We start from the raw sequence: 11,592 nt of genomic DNA, 5'->3' as shown, positions 1-11,592 counted from the left end.
GTTGAGCGCGATTTAAAATTTGGAGAAAGGAAAGAAGGGTTAACTTGAAAATATCAACAAAAGGAAGATATGGTCTTCGAGCGATTCTGGATGTAGCCCTGAATGAGCACGCAGGGCCGGTAACCATTCATAGCATTTCCGAACGTCAGGATTTATCTGAACGCTATTTAGAACAACTTCTCATTACATTGAAACAGAATGGACTGATTAAGAGTATCCGTGGATTCCAAGGAGGATATATTTTAGGCAGAGAGCCCGGAAGTATTACGGCCGGTGACACGATTAGGGCTTTGGAAGGCCCGATATCTCCCGTTGAATGTGTCAATGACAATAACCCGGGTTCCTGTTCCAGAGCTGAATTGTGTGTGACTAAACTCGTTTGGGACGATTTAAAAAATGCTATGGTCAAGGTGCTGGATTCGTATACATTGGCAGACCTGATGGCTGAATATGAGAAAATGAACAATTCCTTTGATCATTATTGTATTTGATAGAATTGACTTCAAAAGTAATAATAGCGTCATATCCGGTTGAAATTTTCTCCAGCAGTGCTTTGCCGGGATGATCAGCAAATCCGGAAAAATAGACTTTCCTGCCCCATGGTTGTTTACGCAGCCATGGGGCTATTTTTTTGGCGCTCCCGCTTTGACAATCTAAATTGATTTAAATTTGAAATAGTATTGACAAATTCCTGAAATATAACTATGATGTCTTTAAACACTACTAAAACCATAGACATTATAGTATTTAAGAGGAGGTGTTGATATGAGTAAAATCTATGAAGAGCTTACCGATTTAATAGGCGGAACTCCATTGGTTAAACTAAAGAAACTTACAACCGGACTAAATGCAGAGATTGTAGCCAAGCTGGAATCCTTTAATCCGGGCGGAAGTGTCAAAGACAGGATTGCGCTGAATATGATCAAAACGGCTGAGGAAAAAGGATTGATCAATACAAATTCGGTTATCATTGAACCAACGAGCGGAAATACTGGAATTGGCCTCGCTTTTGTGACTGCTGCCAGAGGGTACCGGTTGATTCTGACCATGCCGGACACGATGAGTGTTGAAAGGCACAGCTTGCTTAAAGCCTATGGTGCTGAACTTGTATTAACCCCTGGGGCTGAGGGGATGAAAGGAGCCATCCAAAAGGCGTTGGAGCTGGCAAAGGAGACGCCAAACTCTTTTATTCCTCAGCAGTTTGAAAATCCGGCCAATCCTGAGATTCACCGCAGTACTACAGCGGAAGAGATTTGGAATGACACAAACGGTAACGTGGATATTATGATTGGCGGTGTAGGAACTGGCGGAACCATTACAGGGGTCGGTGAAATTCTTAAATCACGAAAACCTAATATAAAGGTGATTGCGGTAGAACCAAATGACTCACCTGTTTTATCGGGAGGTAAGCCTGGGCCACACAAGATACAGGGAATCGGAGCAGGATTTGTCCCTCAGGTCCTTAATCTGGGAATTGTCGATGAGATTTTTAAAGTTACGAATGAACAGGCTTTTGAAACGGGACGCAGGCTGGCCAGGGAGGAAGGACTCTTGGTTGGGATATCCTCCGGCGCCGCAGCCTATGCAGCCCTGGAAGTGGCTAAACGTCCGGAAAACGAAGGGAAACGGATTGTAGTTGTTCTTCCCGATACCGGAGAACGTTACCTGAGTACGCTGTTGTTCCAGGAGGGTTAAGATTATAAGCAAGCGTAGATGAAGATAATATTATTAATGATCTTGCAGAACGTACACGAATGAAAACTAAGCAATAACTTCGGAGGCCATAATGAGCGAAACAGAAAAAGGGACAAAAAAATAAATTACGGAAATATAATGAGGAGATGTTAATATGAGCAAAGAAAATTGGAAATTTGATACCCTGCAGGTCCATGCAGGCCAGGTTCCGGATCCGACTACCGGATCCAGAGCCGTCCCGATTTATCAGACTACATCCTATGTGTTCAGGGATGCTAAGCATGGAGCCAATTTGTTTTCCTTGGCAGAACCCGGTAATATCTACACTCGGATCATGAATCCAACATCGGATGTTCTGGAACAGAGAATTGCTGAGCTCGAAGGTGGTGTCGGGGCGCTTGCTGTAGGATCGGGTTCTGCAGCTATTACTTACGCCATTCTGAATATCGCCGGGGCCGGAGATGAGATCGTCTCTGCCAGCACACTGTATGGTGGGACACATAATCTTTTTGCGATTACGCTTCCGAAGCTGGGGATCAAGACCCATTTTGTCAATCCGGATGATCCCGCGAATTTTAAGAAAGCCATCAAGGAGAAGACCAAAGCCATTTATATTGAATCGATAGGCAATTCAGGAATCAATATCATAGATATTGAAGCAGTTGCCAAAGTAGCCCATGATAACGGAATACCGCTTATTATCGACAATACGTTTGCAACGCCATATCTTCTGAAACCTATCGAATACGGTGCAGATATTGTGGTTCATTCAGCAACCAAGTTTATTGGGGGGCATGGCACATCCATCGGCGGGCTGATCATTGACGGCGGAAAATTTGACTGGGCAGCCAGCGGCAAGTTCCCTGGATTTACAGAACCGGATCCGAGTTACAACGGATTGGTTTATGCAACATTGGGTGCACCGGCTTTTATTCTAAAAGCCAGAGTGCAGCTCTTGCGAGATACCGGCGCAGCACTGAGTCCGTTTAATTCTTTCCTGTTTATCCAGGGTCTTGAAACTTTGTCTTTGCGTGTTAAACAGCACGTGGCCAACACCTGGAAAGTTGTTGATTATTTGAAGAACCACCTCAAGGTTTCGTGGGTGAATTACCCGGGATTGAAAGACAATAAATATTTTGATTTATCGTTAAAATATTTTCCGCAAGGCCCTGGCTCTATATTTACATTTGGTATTAAAGGCGGCGCGGAAGCGGGAGTAAAATTGATCAACAATCTTGAGCTGTTCTCGCTGCTTGCCAATGTTGCAGATGCCAAGTCCCTTGTTATACATCCTGCTAGTACCACGCATGCCCAGCTCTCCGAGGAAGAACAGCGGGCTGCCGGGGTAACACCCGATATGATCCGATTGTCGATTGGAATTGAAGATGCCGATGATATCATTGCTGATCTGGAACAGGCTTTTGCCAAACTATAACGAATAACTTATGGGCAATAGCAATTCATTTCTACTAAACCAATGATCAAGCAACGGGAGAATGAATATGAAAAAAACCGTAGTGGTTGCCATGAGCGGCGGCGTCGACAGTTCAGTTGCTGCTCTGTTGTTAAAAAGAGAAGGATACCGGGTTATCGGTATCACCATGCAGATCTGGCTGCAGTCGGAGGACAAAGCCAAAGCGTGCTGCGGCCTCGAGGCAGTCAATGACGCCCGCAGAGTGGCCTGGAAGCTTAAAATTCCATATTACGTGATGAATTTCAGGAAGGAGTTTGAAGACAAGGTTATTGACAACTTCTGCAGTGAATATCTTCGAGGAAGAACGCCTAATCCATGTATCGAATGCAACAAGCATCTGAAATTTGATTCTTTGCTGCAGAAAGCCCGTGGTTTGGGGGCGGATTATATTGCAACTGGGCATTATGTCAGGAAGGAGTATGATGACAAAACACACCAGTGGGTGCTGAAAGCAGGGATTGATGAGACGAAAGACCAGAGTTACGCACTCTATCATCTGACTCAGGATCAGCTTGCCCATACTTTTTTTCCCCTGGGTGAATATCGCAAAGCGGATGTCAGGCAGATTGCTGAAGGGGAAGGACTGGCTGTCGCCAAAAAAGCAGAGAGTCAGGATATTTGTTTTGTCGAGGGAACAGCAGGCGATTTTATTGAAGGATACCGTCAATTGAAGGATGTTCAGGGGGTTATCGTTGATTCTCGGGGGATGATTCTCGGCAGACATAAGGGAATATACCGCTATACAGTCGGGCAGCATAAGGGACTCGGACTGGCGCTCGGTTTTCCTGTTTATGTTACTTCGATTGATGCTGAAACTAATACGATCAGGGTCGGATCAAAGGACGAGCTTTTCAGCTCAGGCCTGCATGTTGAGAATGTGCATTATATTTCCGGTGTGTTTCCAGAACAGATTCAAAACATCCTGGTGAAGATCAGATACAATGCGCCAAAAGTATCCGCGGTGGTTAATTCTCTGGAAAATGGGACAGCCGTAGTGATCTTTGGAGAAAAACAGCGTGCGGTGACTCCCGGACAGGCGGTCGTATTTTACGACGGAGAAAGCGTCTTAGGAGGAGGTACAATCCGAGAAACTATTAAATGCTAAAGATTTGCCCTGATGGAAGAAGTATACGAGATTCATAAGTAGCTATAAAATCGAATAGCGGAACAAAAACATATAAAATTTGAAGCTTGTTAAAACTAATTTATAAAAACTATTGAAATATCTCGAAATATTAGATATAATTTCAGTTGCGAAAAGAGGCATTAGAGCCTTTTTAGCAAAGAATTTTTTGACCGTTCTCTGCAGAAGCTATAGAGGACCAAGGCCATACGGACAGCCGGGTCAAAAGCCGAAGTTGGCAACTTTGTTGCCTTATTGATTGAGCCGGGGCGGCTCGAAACGTTATGAGTTGGCTAATTCATAGCCGTGTGCAAATCCGCTGCACATCACACTTGTGAAACGATCAATAAGAGTAGTAAAAGTAATTCCTTGCTATATAGACTCTGAAACCTCGAAAGCTGAATAAATAACTCTAAATGGAAAGGGCCTTCGCCCTTGACGTAAATAGAGCCAAATAAACAAGTTTTTCATGATCGTCGCGCTTAGGTGTGGTGTACTGCCCTGTTTTGCAGTACCGCCTCCTTAAGTGTTTTTTATTTGTCAAAATGTCTGCGAAGTTTTATGTTTCATGATCAGTAGAGGGATGAAAGTCAGGAACTTACAGCAAAAATTATTTCAGCGATTGGAGGAAAATGTTATGGGAAAAGTACTCGTTATCGGCTGCGGCGGCGTCGCCGGTGTGGCAATTCACAAGATCTGTCAGAATTCAGAGGTATTCGGAGAATTGTGTATTGCCAGCCGTACGAAATCGAAATGTGATGCTTTAGCGGAAAAACTGGGCGGAGGTAAAACCAAAATTACAACGGCCCAGGTAGATGCTGACAACGTGGAAGAACTGATCGCACTAATCAACAAAGAGAAGCCTGACGTTGTACTGAATCTGGCTTTGCCGTATCAGGACCTGCATATTATGGATGCCTGTCTGGCCACCAAGACCAGTTATGTTGATACCGCCAATTATGAGCCTGAGGATACTGCTCATTTTGAATACAAGTGGCAGTGGGAATACCGGGAGAAATTTAAAGAAGCCGGAATTACCGCACTGCTCGGTTCAGGTTTTGACCCGGGGGTCACCAGTGTATTCAGTGCGTACGCATTAAAGCACCACTTTGATGAGATACATGAAATTGATATTTTGGACTGCAATGGCGGTGACCACGGTTATCCGTTTGCGACGAACTTTAACCCTGAGATTAATATCCGCGAAGTCACGGCCAAAGGCAGCTATTGGGAAAATGGCCACTGGGTGGAGACCGAGCCGATGGAGATCAAAAGGGAGTACAATTTCAAGGGCGTCGGTGTCAAGGATATGTACCTGCTGCATCACGAGGAATTGGAAAGCCTGGCACTGAATATTAAAGGCATCAAACGCATCCGTTTCTTTATGACTTTCGGACAAAGCTACCTGACACATTTGAAATGTCTTGAGAACGTTGGTATGACGAGCATTGAGCCTATTAATTATAATGGAATGGAAATCATCCCTTTGCAGTTCTTAAAAGCTGTCTTGCCGGATCCGGCTTCCCTTGGTCCGCGTACCAAGGGCAAAACCAATATTGGCTGCATTTTCAAGGGGATTAAAGACGGCAAGGAAAAAACCTACTATTTGTATAATATCTGCGATCATGAGCAGTGCTATCGCGAAGTAGGAAGCCAAGCCATCAGCTATACCACTGGCGTGCCAGCGATGATCGGGGCGATGCTGGTCATGAACGGTATTTGGGCGAAACCTGGTGTTTATAATATGGAAGAATTTGATCCCGATCCGTTTATGGAAGCACTCAATAAGTGGGGTCTGCCCTGGGAAGAGGACTTCAATCCGGTGCTGGTACCCTGATGGGAGATGCAATAATGGACCTGTACGCAAGAGAACAGGATACTGAGGAACTGAAGGCTGTAGAAACAGAAAATGCAGAAAACTTGTTTGACTGTGTTCTGACTCCGAGCTATGTTGTTGATGAAAATCTGTTAATCTCAAATTTAAAGATTTTACAAGACGTTCAGGAACAGAGCGGAGCAAAAATTCTGCTCGCTCAGAAGGCGTTTTCAATGTTCCGGGTATACCCTTTGATTGCCCAATACTTGTGCGGAACAACAGCCAGCGGTGTGTACGAGGCGAAGCTTGGCCGCGAAAAATTTGGCAAAGAAGTGCATATTTTCAGTCCGGCTTACAGGGAGGATGAATTTGATGAGATCCTGACTGTATCCGATCATATCATATTTAATAGCTTTTCTCAGTGGGATAAGTTTGGTAAGCGGGCGCTTGCCGCAGGGGCAGAATGCGGCCTGCGGATCAACCCGGAATGTTCCACCCAGGAAGGTCATGGCATGTATGATCCCTGTGGACCCTATTCCAGACTCGGTGTGACCAGGGCAAACTTTAAGCAGGATTGGCTCAAAGGTCTTTCCGGACTGCATCTGCATACGCTGTGCGAACAAAATGCTGATGCGCTGGTGACAACGGTCGAAGCCTTTGAGGAGTCGTTCGGTCAGTTCTTGCCTGGGATGAAATGGCTGAATCTCGGTGGCGGGCACCACATTACACGTGAAGATTACGATCGGGAGCTTCTGATTCGGACCGTTAAGCGCCTCCGGGAAACCTACGGTATCGCAGTCTATCTGGAGCCTGGAGAGGCGATCGCGTTGAATGCCGGTTTTCTGGTCTCATCCGTGCTGGATACGCTGCATAACGGTATGAACATTGCTATCCTGGATGCTTCAGCTGCCTGCCATATGCCGGATGTACTGGAAGTTCCGTACCGTCCCCGGGTAGTGGGCTCAGGGCAGCCCGGAGAAAAGGAAATTACGTACCGTCTTGGGGGGCCAACCTGCCTGGCCGGCGATATCATCGGGGATTATTCGTTTGATCGAGCCTTAAATCCCGGAGACCGCCTGGTCTTCTGTGATATGGCGATTTACTCCATGGTCAAAAACAATACATTCAATGGGATACGGCTGCCGGATATTGTCCTGAATAAGGCTGACGGTACCATTGAGACTGTCCGTAGCTTTGGCTATGAGGACTTCAAAAATCGCCTGTCTTAAGGCAAGCCAGTTGAAAATGTGGTATGATCATAAAAGATAGATTATACTGTTTTATTGGAGCATGCATTTGACCAAATACTTTTGACACTTGAGGAGGAAAGCGAATGCCGATCAAAATTCCGGACGATTTACCGGCAAAAGAAATCCTGGAGAATGAAAATATATTTATTATGGGCGAAGACCGGGCACAGCACCAGGATATTCGTCCTTTAAGAATAGCACTGCTTAATTTAATGCCTACCAAAATCGTTACCGAAACACAGTATTTGCGCTTGATGAGCAACTCACCTCTGCAAATAGAGATAACACTGCTCTACACTTGGACGCATAAGCCTGCAAATACTTCGGAAGAGCATTTAAGCAGGTTCTACAGCTCTTTTGACGAAGTGAAAGACCAAAAATTTGATGGTCTGATTATCACCGGTGCACCGGTCGAAAATCTGGAATTTGAAGATGTGGACTACTGGGATGAACTCAAACAGATTATGAAGTGGAGCCTTACCAACGTCTATTCAACCATACATGTCTGCTGGGGAGCCCAGGCGGGATTATATTATCATTACGGGATTCCGAAATATCCGCTTGATAGTAAAATGTTTGGGATATTCAACCATAAGATTATCAATTGTAACAACAATAATTTTCTGCGGGGATTTGACGAAGTGTTCAATGCACCGCATTCCCGCCATACGGAAATCCGGATCGAAGACATTGAAAAGCATTCGGAACTGGAAGTCCTGGCAACATCGGATGACGCTGGTGTCTATATGGTCGCCGGCAAGCATGGCAGGCATCTTTTTGTTACCGGCCATCCCGAGTATGATGCGCTTACGCTGAAAACCGAGTATGACCGGGATGTGAATAAAGGCCTGGATATCGCGGTCCCCAATAATTACTTTCCTAATGATGATCCGAAGAGAATGCCTCAGGTCACCTGGAGAGGACATGCCAATTTACTGTTTTTAAATTGGCTGAACTACTATGTATACCAGCAGACGCCTTTTGACCTTGGACAATTGGCTGAGTCGGACTGAGTTTTAAGTTGCAGAGCCGACTGAGCCAGATTAAATTAACTTAACAGTTTTGTTAAAATTTAAATTTTGAAATTTTAGATAGCATGCGCATCCTTTTCTCTTTGGGGGCTTACGGATTGTTTTACGTTTATATTGTAGAATGCAAAGATGGGACACTGTATACAGGTTGGACTGTAGACATAGAAAAGAGGTTGACAGCCCATAACATGGGTACGGGTGCTAAATATACCCGGTCGCGGTTTCCTGTTGTCCTCAAATACCTGGAACAGGTGTCATCCAAGCCGGAAGCATTCCAAAGGGAATACAGCATCAAACAATTAACCCGGGAACAAAAATATCAGCTGATTGCCCAAAGCAAGTCGGATCAAATAACCTGATGGAATGTCAGGTTATTTTTTTACTAAAAATTAAGCATAAGCACAGAATTTACCTTTCCGGCCACAGAATATTTTCTTTTCAGCGGTCTATAATAAAACGGAAAATATTAAAACGGAGGTATTTTTGCGATGAAAGCCAAGAAGATGCAAGGACCTAACACTGGAATCAGATGTGTGGTCAATACCTGTTATTATTATATGGATGGGGACCACTGCACAGCTGAGAAAATTGAAGTGCAGCCCCGGAATGCAGCTAACTCCGAACAGACTGACTGTGCGACCTTCATCAAAGAATAACAGGAAAAATGGGGGGAATACGCTACTTTTGTTCCCCCTTTTTCTATTCTTGTTACTTTTGTTTCAATAATAATAATCCCTCTAATATTGATTACAGGCTACTGAAGTGGTATACCGGTATTCCGCTCATATCTTTGAATAAGCGGGTCAATGATTACGGCAGAGATAAGACCCAGATAAGCGGAGATAAAGCCGAAGGCCAGGAATGCAATAAGCTGCTGTAAGTTAAGCTGGAGCGAATGGTAATATAAGAAAATAGCTAAACCGCACCAAAAGCCTTGACAGAATGGACAGCCAAACAGCTTGCAGAAAAAGTAGCCTTTCTGCTTAAGGGCATCTCTGATTTTTTTAAATAAGACAAAGTCAAATAGAAAAAAACGGAGGCTTAAAGCCAGCAGAAGCTCAAAAACCATTATAGATCACCTGATTGTATAAAATTTGTCCTTTTACATTCCATATTATGGTAAAATAAAATAATATGTGCCTAGTAAATGATGACTAGGTTAAAAATCAAATAACAAAAAAGCCTAATGCAAGAATCATCTGGAAAGGGATTCAGGATTCTCGATCAGGCTTTTTCATTGTCAGGTATTCTGATTTGAGGATTAGATTCCGCTCAAATTCCTTTGTTTTTCATAACGGGTGCGGGTGTTTTTGTCTAAAAATCTTTTGCGCAGGCGAATATTGACAGGTGTCACTTCTACATATTCATCATCATTGATATATTCCAGGGCTTCTTCCAGACCAAGCAATTTTGCCGGTTCTAGCCTCAGGCTTTCATCGGCTCCGCTGGAGCGCATATTGGTCAACTGCTTTTTGCGGGCAATGTTGATATCAATATCTTGTTCGCGGTTACTTTGGCCGACAATCATTCCCTCATAGACTTTGGTTCCGGGATCAATAAACATTCTGCCGCGGTCCTGCAGCTGAAACAGTGCATAAGCAGTGGATTCTCCCGGATCTGAAGCGACTAGGACTCCCCGGCTGCGGCCCTGAATATCTCCTTTATACGGCTGATAGGAATGGAACACATGCGCCATGATCCCTTCCCCACGGGTTTCGGTCAGATAGTCCCCCCTGAAACCGATCAACCCACGTGCCGGAATCAAAAACTCCAGGCGCGTAACGCCACCAGACATGCTGACCATGTTCTGCATCTCGGCTTTGCGGGTGCCAAGCATTTCAATCACGGTACCAGTGCACGAATCAGGGATATCGCAGGTCAAATGCTCAAATGGCTCACATTTGACACCGTCAATCTCCTTCAGAATGACTTCCGGTTTCGAGACCATCAGTTCGAAGCCTTCTCTTCGCATATTCTCGATCAGGATGGACAGGTGCAGCTCTCCACGTCCTGATACCTGAAAACAGTCCATATTTTCAGTTTCTTCCACGCGGAGGCTAACGTTTGTTTCAATCTCTTTAAACAGTCTTTCCCTGAGTTTACGGGACGTGATATGTTTTCCTTCCATTCCGGCAAAAGGACCGGTATTGACCATGAAAAGCATGGTCAGAGTGGGTTCGTCAATTTCAATCATCGGAAGAGGTTCCGGATTCAGCGGATCAGCTATCGTTTCTCCGATATTGATATTAGGAATGCCGCTAATAGCCACGATATCTCCGGCATTTGCTTCAAGTACATCAACCCGGCCTAAGTTCTGGAAGGTAAATACTTTACCGACTTTGACTTTTTCGACTGATCCGTCTCTTTTAATCACTGCGACCGGAGTATTGGCAGTCAGTTTACCCCGGAAGACACGGCCGATTGCAATTTTGCCAAGGTAATCATTATAATCAAGTGTTGTTGCCAGCATTTGCAGAGGACTGTCGGGATCACATTCTGGAGCAGGAATTTCTCTCAGAATCGTTTCGAATAACGGGACCAGATCTTCAGTCATTTCCCCGGGTTCATAACCGGCATTTCCCTGACGGGCTGAGGTATAAACAATTGGAAAATCAAGCTGTTCATCACTCGCGCCAAGCTGCATAAACAACTCCAGGACTTCGTCGACAACTTCGTAGGGACGCGCTTCAGGACGGTCGATTTTGTTAATGACAACAATGGGTTTTAAATTGAGTTCCAAAGCCTTACGGAGCACAAATTTCGTCTGAGGCATAGGGCCTTCAAATGCATCAACAACGAGAAGAACGCCGTCGACCATTTTCAGAACGCGTTCGACTTCCCCGCCAAAATCGGCATGTCCAGGAGTATCAACAATATTAATCTTGATACCCTGCCAGTTTACGGAAGTATTTTTAGCCAGAATGGTAATTCCGCGTTCCTTCTCCAGATCATTGGAGTCCATGACTCTTTCTTCCACTTGTTCATTGGAGCGAAATGCTCCGCTTTGTCTGAGCATGACATCAACAAGACTTGTTTTACCATGATCGACGTGGGCAATAATTGCTAAATTTCTTAAATGGTCAGCGTACATTCAATTTCTCCTGTCGTAATCTAATTCTTTCTCTTTAACAAGTAAGCACATAAATAAGAATATTGGTATTTGCATATCTTCAATCTTAAAGAAGGAATACTTGCCAATCGTC

The 11,592-nt window shown here is 44.6% G+C and carries 11 protein-coding genes; 9 read left to right on the top strand and 2 right to left on the bottom strand.

The window, feature by feature from the left end; genetic code table 11:
- Positions 1-44 precede the first annotated feature (44 nt).
- The 9 genes from C1I38_RS12265 (at position 45) to C1I38_RS12220 (ending at position 9,045) form a co-directional block, all read left to right on the top strand.
- The gene (locus C1I38_RS12265; RefSeq protein ID WP_119775027.1) at positions 45-491 is read left to right on the top strand and encodes an Rrf2 family transcriptional regulator; all 447 of its coding nucleotides are present in this window, start codon (positions 45-47) and stop codon (positions 489-491) included.
- A gap of 274 nt (positions 492-765) precedes the next feature.
- On the top strand, positions 766-1,695 hold the full coding sequence (gene cysK / locus C1I38_RS12255; RefSeq protein ID WP_119775028.1) for a cysteine synthase A: 930 nt from the start codon (positions 766-768) through the stop codon (positions 1,693-1,695).
- Positions 1,696-1,849: 154 nt separating this feature from the next.
- On the top strand, positions 1,850-3,130 hold the full coding sequence (locus tag C1I38_RS12250; RefSeq protein WP_119775029.1) for an O-acetylhomoserine aminocarboxypropyltransferase/cysteine synthase family protein: 1,281 nt from the start codon (positions 1,850-1,852) through the stop codon (positions 3,128-3,130).
- Positions 3,131-3,197: 67 nt separating this feature from the next.
- Positions 3,198-4,274: a tRNA 2-thiouridine(34) synthase MnmA gene (gene mnmA, locus C1I38_RS12245; protein WP_119775030.1), complete on the top strand. Its 1,077-nt coding sequence runs from the start codon at positions 3,198-3,200 to the stop codon at positions 4,272-4,274.
- A 655-nt stretch (positions 4,275-4,929) separates the two neighbouring features.
- Complete coding sequence (locus C1I38_RS12240) at positions 4,930-6,129, top strand: saccharopine dehydrogenase family protein (protein ID WP_119775031.1); 1,200 nt, start codon at positions 4,930-4,932, stop codon at positions 6,127-6,129.
- 14 nt (positions 6,130-6,143) lie between these two features.
- Positions 6,144-7,337, top strand: coding sequence for a carboxynorspermidine decarboxylase (gene nspC / locus C1I38_RS12235; RefSeq protein WP_119775032.1), 1,194 nt, complete (start codon positions 6,144-6,146; stop codon positions 7,335-7,337).
- Positions 7,338-7,441: 104 nt separating this feature from the next.
- Entirely contained in the window at positions 7,442-8,371 is a 930-nt protein-coding gene (gene metA / locus C1I38_RS12230; RefSeq protein WP_119775033.1) for a homoserine O-succinyltransferase, read from the top strand.
- A 116-nt stretch (positions 8,372-8,487) separates the two neighbouring features.
- Positions 8,488-8,748, top strand: coding sequence for a GIY-YIG nuclease family protein (locus C1I38_RS12225; RefSeq protein WP_199698239.1), 261 nt, complete (start codon positions 8,488-8,490; stop codon positions 8,746-8,748).
- A 129-nt stretch (positions 8,749-8,877) separates the two neighbouring features.
- Positions 8,878-9,045 (top strand): DUF1540 domain-containing protein, encoded by a 168-nt coding sequence (locus C1I38_RS12220; protein ID WP_083916705.1) that lies wholly within the window; start codon positions 8,878-8,880, stop codon positions 9,043-9,045.
- A 98-nt stretch (positions 9,046-9,143) separates the two neighbouring features.
- On the opposite strand, the gene C1I38_RS12215 is transcribed toward C1I38_RS12220, so the two are convergent.
- Both C1I38_RS12215 and typA read right to left on the bottom strand, forming a co-directional pair.
- The gene (locus tag C1I38_RS12215; protein WP_119775035.1) at positions 9,144-9,458 is read right to left on the bottom strand and encodes a hypothetical protein; all 315 of its coding nucleotides are present in this window, start codon (positions 9,456-9,458) and stop codon (positions 9,144-9,146) included.
- Positions 9,459-9,650: 192 nt separating this feature from the next.
- Entirely contained in the window at positions 9,651-11,480 is a 1,830-nt protein-coding gene (gene typA / locus C1I38_RS12210) for a translational GTPase TypA (protein WP_020491131.1), read from the bottom strand.
- Positions 11,481-11,592: the final 112 nt, after the last annotated feature.

The organism is Dehalobacter sp. 12DCB1 (assembly GCF_004343605.1).
Classification (GTDB): domain Bacteria; phylum Bacillota; class Desulfitobacteriia; order Desulfitobacteriales; family Syntrophobotulaceae; genus Dehalobacter.
Note: the sequence above shows the minus strand (reverse complement) of the source record. Positions and strands in the feature narration are given on the sequence as shown.

Bases quoted from the DNA above. Each gene is read 5' to 3' on its own strand.
- cysK (WP_119775028.1), top strand. From the start codon at position 766: ATGAGTAAAATCTATGAAGAGCTTACCGATTTAATAGGCGGAACTCCA.
- C1I38_RS12250 (WP_119775029.1), top strand. From the start codon at position 1,850: ATGAGCAAAGAAAATTGGAAATTTGATACCCTGCAGGTCCATGCAGGC.
- mnmA (WP_119775030.1), top strand. From the start codon at position 3,198: ATGAAAAAAACCGTAGTGGTTGCCATGAGCGGCGGCGTCGACAGTTCA.
- C1I38_RS12240 (WP_119775031.1), top strand. From the start codon at position 4,930: ATGGGAAAAGTACTCGTTATCGGCTGCGGCGGCGTCGCCGGTGTGGCA.
- nspC (WP_119775032.1), top strand. From the start codon at position 6,144: ATGGACCTGTACGCAAGAGAACAGGATACTGAGGAACTGAAGGCTGTA.
- metA (WP_119775033.1), top strand. From the start codon at position 7,442: ATGCCGATCAAAATTCCGGACGATTTACCGGCAAAAGAAATCCTGGAG.
- C1I38_RS12220 (WP_083916705.1), top strand. From the start codon at position 8,878: ATGAAAGCCAAGAAGATGCAAGGACCTAACACTGGAATCAGATGTGTG.
- C1I38_RS12215 (WP_119775035.1), bottom strand. From the start codon at position 9,458: ATGGTTTTTGAGCTTCTGCTGGCTTTAAGCCTCCGTTTTTTTCTATTT.
- typA (WP_020491131.1), bottom strand. From the start codon at position 11,480: ATGTACGCTGACCATTTAAGAAATTTAGCAATTATTGCCCACGTCGAT.